The 18,585-nt window shown below is 42.6% G+C and carries 17 protein-coding genes; 7 read left to right on the forward strand and 10 right to left on the reverse strand.

Annotation, left to right across the window (positions count from 1 at the left end; genetic code table 11):
- The coding region (locus tag ACM0OS_RS08875; protein ID WP_414542814.1) for a WD40 repeat domain-containing protein at positions 1 to 437 on the forward strand (437 nt) is incomplete at its 5' end.
- A gap of 248 nt (positions 438 to 685) precedes the next feature.
- Here the strand turns inward: ACM0OS_RS08875 and ACM0OS_RS08880 are convergent.
- Positions 686 to 886, reverse strand: coding sequence for a hypothetical protein (locus ACM0OS_RS08880; RefSeq protein WP_414542815.1), 201 nt, complete (start codon positions 884 to 886; stop codon positions 686 to 688).
- Positions 887 to 1,483: 597 nt separating this feature from the next.
- Between ACM0OS_RS08880 and ACM0OS_RS08885 the strand changes: the two genes are divergently transcribed.
- From ACM0OS_RS08885 to ACM0OS_RS08900, 4 genes are all read left to right on the forward strand, one after another.
- Complete coding sequence (locus ACM0OS_RS08885; RefSeq protein ID WP_414542816.1) at positions 1,484 to 5,134, forward strand: CHAT domain-containing protein; 3,651 nt, start codon at positions 1,484 to 1,486, stop codon at positions 5,132 to 5,134.
- A gap of 368 nt (positions 5,135 to 5,502) precedes the next feature.
- Positions 5,503 to 5,862, forward strand: coding sequence for a Rieske (2Fe-2S) protein (locus ACM0OS_RS08890; protein ID WP_414542817.1), 360 nt, complete (start codon positions 5,503 to 5,505; stop codon positions 5,860 to 5,862).
- A 94-nt stretch (positions 5,863 to 5,956) separates the two neighbouring features.
- Positions 5,957 to 6,637 carry a class I SAM-dependent methyltransferase gene (locus ACM0OS_RS08895; RefSeq protein ID WP_414542818.1) on the forward strand — a complete coding sequence of 227 codons (681 nt, stop codon included), beginning with the start codon at positions 5,957 to 5,959 and terminating at the stop codon, positions 6,635 to 6,637.
- Positions 6,638 to 6,862: 225 nt separating this feature from the next.
- Positions 6,863 to 7,447: a hypothetical protein gene (locus tag ACM0OS_RS08900; protein WP_414542819.1), complete on the forward strand. Its 585-nt coding sequence runs from the start codon at positions 6,863 to 6,865 to the stop codon at positions 7,445 to 7,447.
- A gap of 4 nt (positions 7,448 to 7,451) precedes the next feature.
- Here the strand turns inward: ACM0OS_RS08900 and ACM0OS_RS08905 are convergent, their stop codons facing one another.
- The gene (locus ACM0OS_RS08905) at positions 7,452 to 7,622 is read right to left on the reverse strand and encodes a hypothetical protein (RefSeq protein ID WP_414542868.1); all 171 of its coding nucleotides are present in this window, start codon (positions 7,620 to 7,622) and stop codon (positions 7,452 to 7,454) included.
- A gap of 611 nt (positions 7,623 to 8,233) precedes the next feature.
- Positions 8,234 to 9,331, reverse strand: coding sequence for a Rieske 2Fe-2S domain-containing protein (locus ACM0OS_RS08910; RefSeq protein WP_414542820.1), 1,098 nt, complete (start codon positions 9,329 to 9,331; stop codon positions 8,234 to 8,236).
- A 251-nt stretch (positions 9,332 to 9,582) separates the two neighbouring features.
- On the opposite strand from ACM0OS_RS08910, the gene ACM0OS_RS08915 reads away from it, so the two are divergent.
- Positions 9,583 to 9,999: a heavy metal-responsive transcriptional regulator gene (locus ACM0OS_RS08915; RefSeq protein WP_414542821.1), complete on the forward strand. Its 417-nt coding sequence runs from the start codon at positions 9,583 to 9,585 to the stop codon at positions 9,997 to 9,999.
- 152 nt (positions 10,000 to 10,151) lie between these two features.
- On the opposite strand, the gene ACM0OS_RS08920 is transcribed toward ACM0OS_RS08915, so the two are convergent.
- The 7 genes from ACM0OS_RS08920 to ACM0OS_RS08950 form a co-directional block, all read right to left on the reverse strand.
- On the reverse strand, positions 10,152 to 10,388 hold the full coding sequence (locus ACM0OS_RS08920) for a hypothetical protein (protein WP_414542822.1): 237 nt from the start codon (positions 10,386 to 10,388) through the stop codon (positions 10,152 to 10,154).
- 16 nt (positions 10,389 to 10,404) lie between these two features.
- Complete coding sequence (locus ACM0OS_RS08925; protein ID WP_414542823.1) at positions 10,405 to 12,684, reverse strand: heavy metal translocating P-type ATPase; 2,280 nt, start codon at positions 12,682 to 12,684, stop codon at positions 10,405 to 10,407.
- Positions 12,685 to 12,748: 64 nt separating this feature from the next.
- A complete protein-coding gene (locus ACM0OS_RS08930) occupies positions 12,749 to 12,943 on the reverse strand; it encodes a heavy-metal-associated domain-containing protein (protein WP_414542824.1) in 195 nt (64 codons plus the stop codon).
- Between the two features lie 823 nt (positions 12,944 to 13,766).
- Positions 13,767 to 14,747, reverse strand: a complete 981-nt coding sequence (locus ACM0OS_RS08935; RefSeq protein WP_414542825.1) for an HMA2 domain-containing protein — start codon at positions 14,745 to 14,747, stop codon at positions 13,767 to 13,769.
- Position 14,748: 1 nt separating this feature from the next.
- Positions 14,749 to 14,883 carry a hypothetical protein gene (locus ACM0OS_RS08940; RefSeq protein ID WP_414542826.1) on the reverse strand — a complete coding sequence of 45 codons (135 nt, stop codon included), beginning with the start codon at positions 14,881 to 14,883 and terminating at the stop codon, positions 14,749 to 14,751.
- A 12-nt stretch (positions 14,884 to 14,895) separates the two neighbouring features.
- Positions 14,896 to 15,426 (reverse strand): peptide deformylase, encoded by a 531-nt coding sequence (gene def / locus ACM0OS_RS08945; protein WP_414542827.1) that lies wholly within the window; start codon positions 15,424 to 15,426, stop codon positions 14,896 to 14,898.
- A gap of 39 nt (positions 15,427 to 15,465) precedes the next feature.
- Positions 15,466 to 16,752, reverse strand: a complete 1,287-nt coding sequence (locus tag ACM0OS_RS08950; RefSeq protein ID WP_414542828.1) for an HhoA/HhoB/HtrA family serine endopeptidase — start codon at positions 16,750 to 16,752, stop codon at positions 15,466 to 15,468.
- 146 nt (positions 16,753 to 16,898) lie between these two features.
- On the opposite strand from ACM0OS_RS08950, the gene dnaA reads away from it, so the two are divergent.
- The gene (dnaA, locus tag ACM0OS_RS08955) at positions 16,899 to 18,281 is read left to right on the forward strand and encodes a chromosomal replication initiator protein DnaA (RefSeq protein WP_414542829.1); all 1,383 of its coding nucleotides are present in this window, start codon (positions 16,899 to 16,901) and stop codon (positions 18,279 to 18,281) included.
- The last annotated feature ends 304 nt before the right edge of the window (positions 18,282 to 18,585 follow it).

The raw sequence follows: 18,585 nt of genomic DNA on the forward strand, positions 1-18,585 counted from the left end.
ATACAGTCAACACTGCCAGTTTTAGCCCCGATGGGCAGCGCATCCTCACCGCCTCTTGGGACTACACAGCGCGGCTGTGGGGCTTACAGGGCAAGGAAATTGCCAAGTTCCAGGGGCATGAGAGTATAGTCAATACTGCCAGTTTTAGCCCCGATGGGCAGCGCATCCTCACCGCCTCTAGGGACAACACAGCGCGGCTGTGGGACTTACAGGGAAAGGAAATTGCCAAGTTCCAGGGGCATGAGAGTATAGTCAACACTGCCAGTTTTAGCCCCGATGGGCAGCGCATCCTCACCGCCTCATCTGACAACACAGCGCGGCTGTGGAATGTGGAAAGTTTAGAGCAATTACTGGCGAGGGGTTGTGGGTGGTTGCGTAACTATTTAATTTATGCGCCGAATTTGAGTGATGCTGATCGGCAAGTTTGTAAGAATTAGGGAGTGGGGATGAGGGGGATGGGATTTGATGTAAAGAAGCGATAGGACTTACGCACTCGCTAGGAAAATCAAGGCTTTGAGATTGCTAGAGCCTCCGGCACGCTACGCGGTAAGCGCAGCCATGCCCGTTAGGGCTTTACCCTACGGTCGCAATGACGAAAATACGTGGTTGGTTACGTAAGTCCTGACTCAGTTTACATGGAGAGAGTTAGGCGATGCTGCAAAGGAGCGGCTATGACTCTGACAATCTAAAGATACTCACGTAAGAAATCAAACGGATCATCTTCCCAACACGGCTCAGGAGTCAGCCATAGCAAATTGCTTCTGATGTCAGCTTCAATGTCATCACTGTCTTCCCTGTCGAATAGTTCTGTCATAGCTTTCCAGTCACGTTCTCTCAGGGACGTAAACGGTGGCGCATATACCTGTAAGTTGGTTGGGTAATTCACACGCGAGATTTGATTGAACTGCCGCAAAAATTAATCTCACGGCTGGGAAATATTTACATTTTAGCTTTGGACACTAGAGAGAGGCTAGTGCCGCTGGAAGTGAAAAAGCAGGGGGGCAGGGAGCAGGGGGCAGGGGAGAAAAACCACCTACAATTCCACTCGGCTTTAAACCTTATCTTTTTGTCAAAAGGAGCCAGTGTGTTGGCTACGGTGTCCACACGAGTCTTATCAAGTTGCCTAAAAGCGTTTCGATCCCCCCTAACCCCCCTTAAAAAAGCTACGGTACACAAGTCGTATCAATTTGCCTAACAGTGTTTCGATCCCCCCTAGCCCCCCTTGAAAAGGGGGGAAAAGAATCAAAGTCCCCCTTTTTAAGGGGGATTTAGGGGGATCAATCCGCAGCACAAAGATGTGTGTACACCGCAGCTTATCCCCAGAGAGGGAGTTCCTCAGCCCCGAAATAACAAAGTTTTGTATATTTTTTATAACCAGATAGCTGAAAACCTGTTTAATTACAGTTATTTTCACGTAATTAGTGATTTCTTTAACACAAGGATGGCTACAATCTAGGAGAAACAAAATCCAAGAGTATGGCAGATGCTCACGCAGCTATTGCAGTGGCTTAACAAGTTTTCAAACCACCCCGTTGGTAATAAGCAGAGTCGTTCATTAAAGGCTGCAAGGGTAGAAACGGTGGCAGAAACCCCCCCAGATCTGACAAATGCAGATCTGGAAGTTTTGTTTACCCAGATGTTAGCAGGCGTGCAACAAGGCCGGGGGCAACAATGGGTAATCCAGTATCTGCAACGCATGGAAGATCGCATCAGTACTGAGCGGTGGATCGATTGGCTCCTGATATTTGGCGAAAAAATGCTGTTATCACGGACTCCCAATCATGAGTTAGCAACCCAGATGGTGCAGCTAGGTGAACTGAGAATTGGCAAAGTTGGTGAACTTGCTTATGAAATTGGTTTCCGGGTGTTAACAGGTAACTTAGGCGAAGAAGACGAACAAAATGAAGAGCCAGCATTTGCAATTACAGATTTCGTCACTGTTGACGGTGAAATAAACACCCCTGGACAAGATTTGATCCGTGACTTAGGCGAATTGTTATGGGAATATGACGAACCAGAATTTACCTACGCTATACCTGAAGCCATACCTGAAGCCATACGGGAAATAGCTACTCCTGAGGAAACATCGACTGAAAATGTGGAAGAGGTAATCTGGGAGTATGCAGCAGCTGAAGTGGAAATTCCCCCAGAAATACCCCTTTTAAATCCGGCCGAAGAAGACGTAATCGGCAACTTGGGTGAACTGTCATTGGAGTACCGAGGGGAAAAAGCTGATATCACCAAACCAACTATCGAAACAGTCATAGTTTCTTCCCGAGGCAATTGGGAGCAAACTTGGGCGAATTTAGAGCCAAATGTGGCATATACTTTGGATGAGTTGTTGGTCAGGTTGGATCAAAGTGCCAATTTAGTGCAACAGTTGGCGGCTAATTTAGCAGTTCCCACCAGTCAACCTGTAGTGATCTCCACTGAGGAATCAAGCCAGGCGCAGACGTGGTTTTATCAAGGACTCCAGCAAGCGAAAGCCGGTGATTTAACAGGAGCGATCGCAGCTTATGATAAAGCCATCGCCATTAATCCCCAGTCCCATGAATACTGGTTTAATAAGGGCTTAAATTTATTTCACTTAGAAAATTTTACCGAAGCGATCGCCGCTTACGACCAAGCCATAGTCATCAAACCCGATTATTACAAAGCTTGGTATAACCGGGGTGGCACATTGGGTGAATTAGGAGAGTTTGAAGCCGCCATCGCCGCTTTCCATCGCGCTACAGAGATTCAACCCAAGAACCCAGAAGCCTGGTCTAGCAAAGCTTTGGCGTTACTCAAGTTAGGGCAAATCAAAGAAGCAATTGCCAGTTATGACCAAGCATTAGTTCTGGAACCAGAAGATTCGGAAAACTGGTATTACCGAGGTATAGCTTTGGGTGTAGATGGACAATACCCAGAAGCGATCGCCTCCTATGATAAAGCTATCGAAATTCAACCAGATTTCTACGAAGTGTGGATTGACCGGGGCGTAGTGCTGTTTAATTTAGGACAGTGGGTAGAAGCGATCGCCTCCTGGGATCAAGCCCTATCAAATCAGCCAGACTTTTATTTGGCCTGGTACAACCGGGGTATAGCCTTAGACAACTTAGGAAGACGAGAAGAAGCGATCGCCTCCTATGACAAAGCCATAGCCATCAAACCCGACTTTCATTTAGCTTGGTACAATCAGGCAGTAGCCCTGTTTCATTTAGCACAATTTGCCGAGGCGATCGTGGCCTATGACAACGCCTTGCAAATCAAAGCCGACTACTGGGAAGCTTGGATTGGTCGAGGAACCGCTGTCGGACATCTCAGTTCCGATACTGCATTAAATGTATCAACTAGCATCACTGAATTTAACTCTGCCTTACAGCAAGGCGGCTATGAAGGCAAACTAGCCAGCTACGACGAAGGATTACAGCATATTCGCCCCGATACCCACCCAGAAGGATGGGGTAGACTGCATCTGGCAATGGGCAATACGCATTACGAACAAGGGCTGCAAAATCCCACATCGCGCTATTATTGGTGCCAAGCAGTAGATGAATATTATCAGGCGTTGTTAACCCTAACAACAGAAGATTTTCCCCTGTTGCATCTAGAAGTTTTGCAATATCTGATTAAAGCACTGGTGGGTGTCAGAGAAACAGAGCCAGCACAAGAATTACAACAACGTGCCACAAATTTACTGGCACAAATGCTCAACGAATCAACACGTTCACCAGAAAGCAAAAAACAACTAGCACTCAAATTTGCTGGTATTGGGCAATTAGCAGTTGATTTAGCTGTAGATTGCGGTGACTTAGTAGAAGCCTGGGAAATGGCAGAACAAGGCAAAAATGCTTGTTTAACCTGGCTACTATCCCATTGGCAAGAAGAAATTGACTCGCCCTACTATAGTTCAGTTCAACAGCTACTCAATCCCCACACAGCAATCATTTACTGGCATATTAGCCCGGTAGCCTTACACACTTTTATCATTAAAGATCAAGCACCATCACCCATCTTATTATTTACACCCATACAAGATGTTGGCACCATCTCCGAATTACCTCTACCCGAAGCAGTCAGACGCTTAATCGAATTTGAAGATTGGTTAAAAGAATGGCATCAAGTTTACCAGGAATATTCCAGCCAAGCCCAAGATCAACACAGCAAAAGTAATCATTCCTGGCGAGTAAATATGGAACCAAGGTTGTTGCAACTGCACAACATCCTGGAAATTACCACCATTAAACAGGAACTTGAAGGCATTTCCCAACTGATATTAATTCCCCACCGAGACTTACAAACATTGCCTCTCCATCATCTGTTTCACCTGCCTACGCCATCGTTGGCAGAAGTCTCAAATTTCACCATTACTTATTTGCCTAGTGTGCAAATAGGATTATCTGTGAAACCTGAAAATCAATGGCAATGGTCACAGCAAACGTTACTCAGTGTAGAGTATCCGAGTAATACAAATTATCCCCCAGTCAAATATGCAAAACTGGAATCGGAAATTATTAGTCAGATGTTTAATAATTCCCGACGTATCCAGGAATCGCAAGCCACCAAAAACGATGTAGAAACCGCCTTAGTTGATAATTACAATATTTTTCATTTTACAGGGCGTGTGACAAATAATTATCATGAACCGCAAAAATCAGCTTTAGAATTGGCGGGTGAAGATACAATCACTTTAGAAGAAATTTGCCAAAAATCTCTTACTAGTTACAACCTGGTTACTCTCTCAGCTTGTGAAACTGCAACTTTTAGTAATCAAAATTTAACTACCGAATATGTCAGTTTAGTTAATGCTTTTCTCTGTGGGAAAATTCCTCACGTAGTCAGTACCCTCTGGGCTGTAGAATCATCTGCTAGTGCCTTAGTAATGATCGAATTTTATCGACGACTACAGGAAAACAAATCACCAGTTACAGCTTTAGCAGAAGCGACGACCTGGCTTAAAGAATTAACTGCAATGGAACTAACAATTTGGTATGAAAATTTATTAAATAACTTGCATCCTGATGAATTAAAAATTCGGGCTTATTTAGCAACATATCTATATAGAAGTAGTAAAATGATTCCCGATAAAAAGCTTTATAGTCATCCTTACTATTGGGCAGCATTCATAATTGCAGGTAATAACAATTCGTAATTCGTAATTCATAATTCGTAATTAATAAAATGGTGCTTTACGCTCTATCTACTGGACTGATATAGCTAAAATATTGCATTAAATTTATCTTGTAGGATGGGCAGCTCGCTCTGTTGACATCTGGGCATCGGCCTTAACTTGACACCAATGGCGTCTCGCCCGTCCGGTACAGGCAAGATGCCCGCACTACAAGAGTTATATCTATTTTTAGTCGTGTCACGCTACTACGGTGTACACATAAGTCGTATCAACAAGAGGGGAGACTTTGATCAAAGTGTTACAAAATCGCGTTGCTACCAAAATATTGTGAAAGCACTGGTCACAATTGCGGGAAACTAAAAACAGATCTAAAAGGAAAAGAGAACCAAATGAGCTGGACTAAAGTTCTTGCAGCAGATGCCCTGGCCCCTGGTGGGCGACAAGTGGTGAAAGTTGGTACACGCAAAATTCTACTGTTGAACCACGAAAATCAGCTTTATGCCGTAGATAACACTTGCCCACACCTAAAAATGCCCATGAAAAATGGGAAAATCACCGAAACTGGGGCCATTGTTTGTCCCATACATCGCAGTGCATTTGACCTCAATACTGGAGAGGTACAAACTTGGTGTCCTTGGCCACCCGGTGTAGGTAAAGTATTGGCAATGGTTTCACAACCAAAGACACTGCCGGTGTTTCCCACACGCGTAGAAGAAGGCAGTATTTGGATTGATTTACAAGAAGGATAATAGCCTTTGTATTAGTATAGCGATCGCCTAGAAAAACTCAACTCCAACTTCAGGCGATCGCTCGTCTTTTTGTCCCTCACTTCCTACTCCTCATATGTTTGAGAAACAACCAGAAACCTTACAGCAAAGGGTAAAACAGTTAGCCACTCAAGCCATCCAACAATCGAACCCAACAGCATGGTTTGATGTGTTGTACAGCGAATCTCATGGTGATGTCACACAAATTCCTTGGGCAAAGTTAACCCCACATCCTTATCTACAAGATTGGTTGACTACTCATAACCCCCAAGGTGAAGGACATTCAGCCCTAGTCATTGGTTGTGGTTTAGGAGATGATGCAGAAGCTTTGGCAAACAAAGGATTTCAAGTCACCGCCTTTGATATTTCCCCCACAGCCGTTAATTGGTGTCAGCAAAGATTTCCTGATTCTTCTGTGAACTACGTAGTTGCAGATTTATTGGCCCTACCCTCCCAATGGCATCAAGCTTTTGACTTAGTTGTAGAATCTCGAAATATCCAGGCTTTACCCTTGAGTATACGCTCAACCGTCATTGCATCCGTTGCTTCTGTAGTTACAGCCCAAGGCACCTTATTAGTCATTACTCGTTTTCGAGAAACCGAACTAGTACCTGAAGGGCCTCCCTGGCCGTTATCTAATTCTGAACTCACCCAGTTCACAGAATTGGGTTTAGACGAAGTTAGCCGTGTTCTCTTTTATGAACCTGAACGGGTTGACATTCAACAACTGCGGATTGAATATCAAAGGCAATCTTAGCCCCTAGCCCCAACAAGGTAAATTTGCGCGACAATAAAGGTAGATAAGTCTGCAAATGGAGGTGTAAAATGATTTACAATTTTCCATTGTCTGAACCTGCCAACTACCTGATAGTCAAACTCAGCATCCTAATCTTGGTACTGCTAGTATTTTTGGTAGTTTCTGCTGCTCCAGCCGTTTAGAAATGTCCTCAAAACGCCAGACTCCCTCATATTTGGAGGTGAGATGATGCAAAGTAGAAACAATCTTTTGCAGATAGGCGCAGTTTTTACAGCATTACTTGTAGGGTGCCTAATTTCCTACAGTCAGGTTAAGAGTCAACAAATTGGATTATTTACCCAGCGCAACTTTTGGCTTGCAGCCAATTCTACTAATATTGCCAACTTAGCAGATGGTAACTACCAATTTTGTAGTCAAACAGATCCTCAAGATTGGCGAGATGGGGCTGGAGTGTGTCTAAATTTCACGAAAACGGGAAATCACGTTGATGGATATTATGGCTATCCCCATTCCAGCCATTTTATCTGTCTGCGAGGAACTGTAGAGAGAAATAAGATTACTGGTGAAGCTTTAGAAATATTGTGGGATCACAATCAGCAACATCAAATACCCAAATCTGCATTCCCGTGGGATTCAGAGGGGCGCTTAACACTCAATCAAGGAAATATCATGCCTACTTTTAATCAAGGTGAAGATGCTACTGAGATGATTTTGTATCGTAGTGCTGTACTCAATATTGAGGGATTTCATCAATATAACAGTCCTCGGATGACACCTCCATCTCAATTGTGTGAGTGGAAGTTAACGTAGCCAATTAACTTGCATGATCCCAGTCACTGAGTAACTCATGTTGTTGCTGGATCTTTTTTGGCTTGCGGAGTGGCACTTTTGGACTACCAATATCCATGCGATCAAAAGACTGTTGTTTCCTTTTAGGTGACTTTTTTTCTGGGGTTGGGGTATGAATCTGTGTAGTTGTCATCATGTAAATTAATTGGTAATTAAAACTTGTGAGCACCAATTTATTACATCAATTTGCAAACGGCAAATTTCTGAAGACAGAGATTTCGGTGTTTGAAAGTAGTTTTTTTGTCTTTAAGGCACATCCGTCTTACTATCGCAACAATGTTCACCCTCTAAAGATTGATTATTCTTTAAAGAGTAAGTAAATATAGGACTCCTATTTAATTATTGAAAAAACTCTGTATACTCAAAAAATCTTCTTTCCTACTCCCCACTCCCTACTCCCCACTCCCAGCCTACGCAAATAAGTTCAGGAATCAAACCGGATTCCTATATATGGTTATTTGCAGCATATTTATTTCAATTCTCTAATCCCAAAACTAAGATAAGAAAGATCTAAAATTAATCAGTGTTACTTTATACTATTTTCAAATCATATAGTCGTTATACTTATGTTTAGGTTCTACCTGGGAATTAGGAAGTGGCTCTGCCACTTCTTTTTATTATAGTGATAGCTTTTTCTCATCTACTGAGGTATAAATTTATCTTTTTACCCCTAGCTACACTGGGAAATAAACTCCCCCCATAGGTCACTCCAGAGAGCAAGACTATCACCCAGTCAAACCAGAATTATTAATCATTAGACATACTATCTCGAGACATGGTATCACGCCATTTCTCGCGGGGTTCTCTGATATCGCCATTGTGCGATCGCGCTAATTGCCAAGTCCCCCACATAAGTGATTTTTGTCTTTCCAGATGGTCAATAAACTCCATAATGGGCTGATCTGCCTTGATGGGGGTTTTCACATCAAACTGAATCATTTGGGGCTGAATTTCACCCTTAAGAAAAGATGCACCAAGTATCTTAGTTAGCTGCAACACAACTCGATTGCATAAACCACCAAAAATCCCGCGACGTTTTTTAGTAATCAGTATCATCTGACCTTCAGATTTACCCCCTTCCAGCAGACGCACGGCAAATATAATGTGAACATGGAAAAAATCAGGGCCAATGGTCACCATGCCCGTGCTACCGTACCAATAGCAAATATTGTAAGTAATATGTTTGCTGAAGGGACGAATCAGCTTGAATAAAAATGAATTGCCTCCAATACGTGTAGTATTGTTGAAAATAATCGCATTTGGATTAACTTCTTGTTTTTCAAAGACAACTTCTGATGATAATTTGCGACCGATGTTGAGGTGCTGAACATCAATAGCATGAATCATCACAGAATTAGGGTGATAATTCATCACAAATTTGGCACCAAAAGCTACATCATAGTCCTTGTGTTCCAACTCTAAAATAAAGGGTATGGGTTGTTTAGGAAGTTCTCCAGTCCACACCCAAATTAACCCGTATTTTTCAGCAGTGGGCCAAGTTTTTAACTTAATGGGTAGCGGCTCATGCAAACATGGAATATCAACACAAAATCCTTGAGCATCAAACGTCCAGTGATGGGAAAAACACCGCAGTTCATTACCTTGCACTTTTCCCTTAGCTAAGTGAGCGCCCATATGCGGACAGTAAGCATCAACGGTAACAGCTCTTTTATCTTTACCGCGGTAAATCGCTAATTCTTTACCCAAAACTGTGACAGACTTAACCTCACCTACCCGCAGATTTTTGGATGGTATGACCCAATACCATCCCTCAATAAATCGCTCTGGATTGTTGAAGATTCGAGGTTGACTATTTGAACTAACATTCTGCGAGTTAACATTCATTTTCAGAGTTTCACCTGAAGTGAAGCGGTTAATCTAGAAGTAGCATAGTGATTTGCAAAAAACAGTTACTTTCAGTACGAGAAAAAAAGAGGCTAGGAGATAGGGAGTGGGGAGTAGGGAGTCGGGGCTAAAGTAATGTATTTAATGTAGATGAAAAATGCTGTAATTCATTATTTTTTACTCATATCTCAAATCTGTTGATGAATAATAAAATATGTAATAATAATTACTAGAGTTGGGGAAAATCTGCCGTGTTAACTCAGGATAAACAACTACTTTTAATTGGTCAGGTAACCAATCTGAGTGGGATTCCTATCAGAACAATTCGTTATTACGAAAGTGTCGGTTTAATAGCATCATTAGGTCGCACAGAGGGAGGATTTCGTCAGTTCTCTACAGATGTGCTGACTCGCCTAGCCTTTATTAAAAGGGCGCAAAACTTAGGATTAAGTCTAGAAGAGATTCGAGATATTCTTCAGGTTTATGACCAAGGACAACCCCCTTGTGGTGACATCAAAGAAAAGTTAGAAGAAAAGCTGTTACAAATTGATCACCAAATTAAGCAGCTATTTACCTTACGCTCGGAAATTGGGGAGTTGCTGTCGGGCTGGAAGAATACACATGATAAACAAGAAGATACTATTTGCCCGATTATCCAAAAAGATTAATCCTCGGAAAGTAGGAGTTTGAAGCTATGTGAGGGGCGTGCCACTGCAATCTATTATCACCTGGAGGGAACTACAATAATGGTGATTGATTCCTGTGGCTAGGGATTAATCATGCGATCGCTGTACGGAACTGCGATCGCTTCTCTAATTTTTTATGGTTCTTGGCGTTGGGTTTTTGCTTTGCTAAACAGAAACCACCAAAGTTCTAGTCCAATTAACGCTAAACCACCAATAGTCACCCCAACTTTCAATTCTAAGGGTTGTTCGATAGAGCGAAATTCCTGTGTATGTTCTGATGAGTGTGTGGGCATTGCTACTGATATACTTGCAGTACTGAGAATTAGCCCGCAAGCCGTCAGACTGGCCCACAAGAGTTTTTTGTTCAACATATTTGGTGGGAGAATTTCAAGAGATGGTTTTGGGTTGAAATTTACGTAATCTCAGGGCATTTGTCACCACAGATACCGAAGATAAAGCCATTGCGGCCCCAGCAATAATCGGATTGAGTAACCAGCCCAAGAAGGGAAAAAGGATTCCCGCTGCTACAGGAATACCGATGATGTTGTAGATAAAGGCAAAGAAGAGATTTTGGCGAATATTGCGAATGGTAGCCCTACTGAGTTGAATCGCTGTGACAATTCCTTGCAAGTCTCCCGATATCAGCGTAATATCGCTAGCGGCGATGGCCACATCTGTGCCTGTCCCAATGGCAATTCCCACATCTGCTTGGGCTAAGGCTGGGGCATCATTAATGCCATCACCCACCATGGCCACAATATAATCATTTGAGGGTTTTTTCCCTAGTCCCTCTTGCAGAGATTGAATCATCGCCGCCTTTTGATCTGGGCGTACTTCCGCAAAAACTCGCTGGATGCCAACTTGCTGGGCGATCGCCTCCGCAGTTTTGCGATTATCTCCGGTAAGCATCACTACCTCTAAACCCAGTTTTTGCAGTACTTTTACGGCTGCGGCTGAGGAAGGTTTTAGGGCATCGGCAATACCCATCACACCCTGAATTTCGCTATTTACAGCCAGAAAAACCACAGTTCTTCCCGCAGCTTCCCAGGTATCTTTATACTGCTGGAGTGAGTCAGTATGGATGCCTAGTTCTGTCATCCAGCGTTGTGTACCGATTTGTACCAGGCGATCGCCTACAACAGCTTGCACACCACTACCCGCGACAGCGGCAAAGTTATTGACTTCCGTTAAACTCACCTCTTGGGATTGGGCATATTTCACCACCGCTTCTGCCAAGGGATGTTCAGAATTACGTTCCACAGAAGCCGCCATCTGGAGAAGTTGGAGTTCATTATGATTAGCTGTGCCGTTAACAGATACAAAATCTGTAACTGTGGGTTTTCCTTGCGTTAAGGTGCCAGTTTTATCGAGGACAATAATTTGGATTTTGTGTGCTAATTCTAGGCTTTGGGCATCTTTAATTAAAATGCCATTTTCTGCACCTTTGCCAGTACCGACCATAATTGATGTGGGCGTAGCTAAACCCAAGGCACAAGGACAGGCGATAATCAACACACCCACCGTAGTCATAGTTGCCAGGGTAAAGTTACCCATAAAATTAAACCAGATCACAAAGGTGGCGATCGCAATGGCAATCACCGCCGGGACAAACCATCCCGTCACTTGGTCTGCTAAACGCTGAATCGGTGCTTTAGAACCTTGGGCTTGCTGCACTAATTTCACAATTTGCGCCAAAAACGTATCTTTACCAACTCGTGTCGCCCGAAACTGGAAACTACCAGTTTTATTGATAGTCGCCCCAATCACCTCATCCCCTGGTTGCTTCTGGACTGGTAAACTTTCACCAGTCACCATGGCCTCATCTACCGTAGAAGCACCTGCAATCACCTCACCATCTACAGGAATCTTTTCCCCAGGACGCACCAAAACCACATCATTGATTTTCACTTCGGTGATGGGAATATCCATTTCCACACCATCACGAATAACTCTGGCGTTTCTAGGTTGCAGTCCAATGAGTTTATGAATAGCTTCAGAAGTTTTCCCCCTAGCACGATGTTCTAATAACCGCCCCAGGAGAATTAAAGCAATTACAGTCACCGAAACTTCATAATACACATGAGGAATCAAGCCCTGAGCCACAAAAAACCCTGGGAACAAAGTCACAAACAAAGAATATAGATATGCTGCCGTGGTACCCACAGCCATCAAAGTATCCATTGTTGCTGTGCGATGTTTCAGGGCTTTCCAGCCATTCACATAAAAAGTCCAACCACACCAGAACTGCACAGGTGTCGTTAAAACTAGCTGCACCCAATAATTATGGAGAAATGCGGGAATAAACGGCACATTAAGCCCAGTCATCATGGGTATAGCGCCAACAAAGATGATAATGCCGATGACACCTGCAACTATAACTTTAAGAGTCAGTTCACGGTCTTCTGCTAACTTAATAGCTTTTTCAGCATCATCTTCTGCCGCAAAAATGTCTTCTTTAATTAAAGAAGACGAGTATCCAGCCGCATCGATAGCAGCCTGGATAGTCTGCAAATCAGTTTGTTGATGGTCATAATTAATTGTGGTTTGCTCCGCACCAAAGTTAACGTTGCAGTCAATCACCCCTGGAACCGAGCGAATTGCTTGGTCGATGTTGTTTGCACAAGAGGCGCAACTCATACCTCGAAGTTTGAGTGTGAGAGTATCCATGTTAATTAAACCGCTGTGACTGATGTAAGGTAAGAATTAGAAGTTGCATCCCATGAGGTCAGTTTTAGGAAGCTGGATAGCCAGCCGCAGCTAAAGCATCCTTAATTGCGGTTTCTGATGCTTGAGTCTCTACACTCACAAGTTTGGTTTGTGGATCAGCTTGAACGTTGGCATTGGCATCAACCGTTTTTACTGCATTAGTAATATTGTTTGCACAAGCTGAACAAGCCATGTTGGGAACTGTAAGTTGGAGTGTCATAGATTTACGGTATTGAATAAAAATGAATAGCAGCCAGCAAAGTTAGCTCGGAATTGGTATTAGCCATTTTGATGGTTGTAGGGGTACATCTTGGCTGTAATCAGCAAATAGAGTTTGGCTTCTACTGATGATTGGCTGAGATTTACCTTACATTTATCCTAAACTCTCCAGCCAACTAGAGAGTCTATCAGAGTTTACAAGTCTTTAAAATTCCAACTTTTTTTAGGGATTAGTAGCAATACGGGTCAGTTAGAGCCAAAAACCTTAAATAGAGTAGGTTGGGTTGTTCGCGCTAGCGTTGCGGAGCAATGGAACGAAACCCAACATTTTCGGGGATTTGTTGGGTTTCGCTATCGCTTAACCCAACCTTGTATATTGAGAGAAGTAGTGTTAACGCGACTTAAACACTGTTTGGTGGCAATTTGATTATTTTCAGCCTGTTCGGTGACAAATAACGCCCCAGTTGATTTGTCGTGGCAGTAATTATATTTATGTAATTAAGTGCTGAGGATTACATTACTGAGATTATTTTTCTATCTCAATTGAGTCAAGAAGAAATGTATAGGCACCGCATCTCCAGCCTAGTAGCAAGACCTATCTTTGATCTCAGCCAGTCATGCTTTACAGTACACGGCATTTCAGCCCTAAATAAAATCCCCTAGTACTGACCAGGGGAATTAATCTGTAATATGCCATCAACTACTCTATTCCTGGACAACATGATCGCATTGATCACACTTTAGTGCATCCGTGTATATGTAACTAATACATTAAATCGATGCTTTTTATGCAATCAAGTAGTAATAACAGGCATATGGTTTCTCTATAACGGTAAGTTGGCCATATAAGCCAGAGAAAAAGACATAGCTGAAGGCTTCATTTCAGACCAGAAGCTAGACACATCTTGGTGAATAACTTCAGGTGGCTGACTTGTTGGTGGGTTTGTCTCCAAAGCAAACTCCATCAGACTCACCCAATGAGTTATGTCCACTTCATTTGGCTGATAGGCGATCGCTATCGATGCTGCACTATAATTTATCCGCACACCTATAACTTGGATATCTGTTTTAATTAACTTCTCCAGTCGTTTACCGTAGGCGCGATCTTCGGCTAACAAAGGTAAATGAAACCTAATCCTACCGGGTATAGCATGGGCAACACTATAAATAAGCTTTGGGTGAGAAGTGAGGCGATCGCTTGTTGCTACAAAAGATGAAGTAAATTTTTCTACATCAAGCAAAGACAATTGTGGTTCTAGATAGTTAATTACCCGACGAGTTGCATCGGCGGTAATCATATAGACGGGAATGGCGGCAAAACCATGTATTCCTAGTCTTCCCGTCACCGCTAACCCTGTGATTAAGGGAATCAAAGAAATGGACTGCTCTTGCCAAAAATCTAAGGATTTCCACTCAGCCAAAGCATCTATATTGCTAACTGGAGATACTTGAACATCAAACTCTTGAAGTATCTCTAGCATTTGTGGCAATGACAACACAGTTGCATCAAATTTAACTACTAAACAGCCTGTTTGTTGATTGGCAGTAACTGCTTGCACACCTTGATGCTGCTGTAAATTTTGAGATATAGTTTCTAGTTCCGAGTAACAGCTATCATCAGTAGCGCGGATACGTATACGCCCGTTAGTTGTATGGACAATTTCTAATTTACCAGTGGCAAGTTGCTCTTGAGGCTGGTCAACTTCTTGGCTAGTATTTTGATCCACCTGGATTTGATCATTTTGACCTTGAGTAGAGATTTGCAACTGCGGACTCAACTTCCGACTACTGATAGTTCTTGCCATTTTATCGATGAACTGCACCAAAACTTAAGGCTAACAGTAGGTTAAATATAACTATATGCTTCAGTGTCAAGTCTCTTTCTGGAGAAATACTTTCACTAATGGGATCATTTATTTCTGGGAGTTCCCTAAATAACAAAAGTTTTCTCCCTCATCCCTCTGTAATTAAACGTTTTTGGTATTCATCCTCAGTCATCATATCCAGGGAATTTTCTAGACGATCTACAAACACCAGACCATCTAGATGATCATATTCATGTTGAAATATCCGTGCGACAAAATCAGTAAATTCTTGCTTTTGTAACTTGCCATTACGGTCAGTATATGCAACTTCAATTTTCTCGTATCTGGGAACTAAACCGCGAATCCCCGGAACACTTAAACAACCCTCCCAACCTTTAACAGTTTCCGTAGAGTGAGAAATTATTCTGGGATTGATCATGGCTGTTGGTTCCATTGTTGGGGCGTGGGGATACCTCAAATTAGGGCGGGAAGCCACAATAAATAAACGATAAGATGCCGCAACCTGAGGCGCAGCGATTCCCACACCGTTAGCCTTGGCGACGGTTGCAGTCAAGTCATCAATAAGTTTTTGAATATGTTCATCTTGAATATCGTCCACCCATGCAGCTTTTTGCCGCAGTATGGGATTACCTAATTGGATAATGGGCAATTCATTCATGGTGACTCCTGGAGAAATGAGATAAGTGAAATTACACAATCATCCTTGTTGTCGTGGTGGCAAAGGTTCAGGACGAACAGCGACTGGTACACTTTGCCCATTGCGTTCTACTTGTATTTGTAACGGTACACCTATGGTGCTATTTTCTACTAGCCTTTGCACTTCTTCAATTTTAGTCACAGGTTGGTTATTAATACTTTGAATCACATCACCAGCACGTAGCCCAGCCACAGATGCGGGAGAACGAGGCACGATACTAATTAATAAAACACCTTCATTTGCGGATAAATTAAAGCGATCGCCTATTCTATTAGCTCTGGTATTAATTCTTTCTTTCAGTTCTGGCGTTAGTGTCGCCATTTGCACACCCAAGTAAGGATGATCTACCCTACCTTTGGCACTTAATTGCTGAGAGATTCTTTGTACTGTGTTGATGGGAATGGCAAAACCTAACCCTTGAGCGCCACGGATAATAGCTGTATTCATGCCAATTACTTGACCACGGGCATTTAATAAGGGCCCACCAGAATTACCAGGGTTAATGGCTGCATCAGTCTGAATATAGTCAACCCGCTTATCACTAGCCCCAATATCACTACTAGAACGGCCTGTAGCACTGAGAATACCCGAAGTAACAGTATTATTCAACCCCAAGGGATTACCAATGGCAATTACCGCCTCTCCCGGTTGCAAGGTATCAGAATCACCCATAGGCAAGGTGGGCAAGTTATTAGCTTCAATTTGGATTAATGCCACATCTGTAATTGGATCTTCACCCAGGACTTTACCCTCAAAGGTTCTCCCGTCCTTCAGCGTCACAGTTACAGCATCAGCACCGTCTATCACATGAGAATTAGTTAAAATTTGCCCTGAAGAATTAATAATAAATCCCGAACCACTACCTTGCTCAACTCGCTGTCTCGGCTGTAATGTTTCTGCGTCCCCAAAAAACCGCCTAAAAAATGGATCATTAAATTCGGCTGGTACACGAGAAGTGACTGTTCTTGAAGAATCAATCCGTACTACTGCATCTCCCACCTGTTGTACAACTGAGACTACAAAGTTAGGATCTCCAGATGCGGCGATAATTGGAGGTGGAGCCATTGCCGGACTGTTATTGTTTGTATTTTGGGCGCTAACCTGAGACTGCGGCTCGTTTATTTGCGACTCAAAGGTTTTGCCAGGGAGGAAAGAACAGCCCCCAATAGACACCACTGCTACCCCACCCAATAGCATCAAATTGATCCTACTGCTGGAGTTTGTCCTGCGGCCCCAACTCCAGGTATCAATATTGGGGATTTCCCTGTTATGCTCTGTTATCTTCATGTGTTTTTATATCTCCGTGCTGCTCCGTGAGTGCTAGGATCTTCCCTACCGGGTATGTCCCAAAATAATTTCCGGTCTAGAACTGATCAATATTAGTGCTTACTTATATCTTCTATTGTGACGATTAGCAGCAAAGGCGGTAAATAATGGAAATTCCCATTGACAGTTTATGGAGTCAGGTGCTAGAGCGTCTACAGTTAGAGTTATCACGTCCCACCTTTGAAACTTGGATCAAAACTGCTAATGCCGAACGATTAGAAAACAATTGCTTGATAATAGTTACTCCTAACCCATTTGCACGTAATTGGTTACAAAAATATTACATCAACACTATTGCTCATGTAGTGCAAGATATCCTAGGTCATCCCGTAGAGATATACATTACGGTTGCCAAGGGAGATGAAGTCACCTCTTTGGGAGAACGCGAAGTTACTTGGGAATTACCTAACCAAAATATAATTCCGGAAAGTATGCCCCCACAACGGCAACCCACTTCACACTTAAATTCTAAATATGTATTTTCACGATTTGTAGTTGGTGCGAATAATCGGATGGCTCATGCAGCTTCCTTGGCTGTAGCTGAATCTCCAGGAAGAGAGTTTAATCCCTTATTTTTATGTGGTGGTGTGGGCTTGGGTAAAACCCACTTAATGCAAGCTATTGGTCATTATCGTTGGGAAATCTGCCCAGATTCTAAAGTATTTTATGTCTCCACAGAGCAGTTTACCAATGATTTAATCACAGCCATCCGTAATGATAGTATGCAAAGTTTTCGAGAGCATTACCGAGCAGCTGATGTGTTGTTAGTAGATGATATTCAATTTATTGAAGGTAAAGAGTATACACAAGAAGAATTTTTTCATACTTTTAACACCTTACATGAAGCCGGCAAACAAGTCGTCATTGCTTCCGACCGTCCACCAAACCAAATTCCCCGATTACAAGAACGTCTGTGTTCCCGATTTTCTATGGGTTTAATTGCTGATGTGCAAACCCCAGATTTAGAAACGAGAATGGCAATTCTGCAAAAAAAGGCTGAATACGAAAATATTCGTCTACCCAGGGATGTGATTGAGTATATTGCTACTAACTATACTTCTAATATTCGGGAGTTAGAAGGAGCTTTAATTCGGGCGCTAGCTTACATTTCCATTTGGGGTTTACCTATGACTGTAGAGAATATCACCCCAGTTTTAGAGACGCAAATCGAGAAAGTAGACGCGACCCCAGAGGCAATTTTATCCGTGGTGGGTGATAATTTTGATATCTCAATTGAAGACCTCAAAAGTAACTCCCGACGACGCGAAATTAGTTGGGCGCGACAAATAGGGATGTATTTAATGCGTCAACATACTGCTTTGAGTTTACCGAGAATTGGTGAAGAGTTCGGTGGTAAAGACCATACAACGGTGATGTATAGTTGTGAGAAAATTTCCCAACTCCTAGAGAGCGATCGCACCTTAGTACAAACGCTGCGACAACTAAGCGATCGCATCAATATGAATAGCCGCTCCCAAAAACCAAATTGAACATAAAAAAATGTTTTCCACAACCAGCACTACCATAATTGTTAAACAGTTAATCCACAATATTAAGCAAAGTATAAAAACCGATTAAATTTTGATTTCTCTGTGGAAAAATCATCATTGATTGTGGAAAACTTCATTAAGTATAATTACTCTGTGGAAAAGATAGGGGGTTTTTCCACAAGTTTTCCACAGATACATAACTTACCCAACTAGCTTTTCAACTGACTTACAAAAAGTTTTCCACAATTTCCACAATTTTTGAAATATACAGCAGATAGCAAGTGAGTATAGTACATCAAAGAAC

The sequence above is a fragment of the Nostoc sp. CCY0012 genome (assembly GCF_963920855.1).
Lineage (GTDB): Bacteria > Cyanobacteriota > Cyanobacteriia > Cyanobacteriales > Nostocaceae > Cyanocohniella.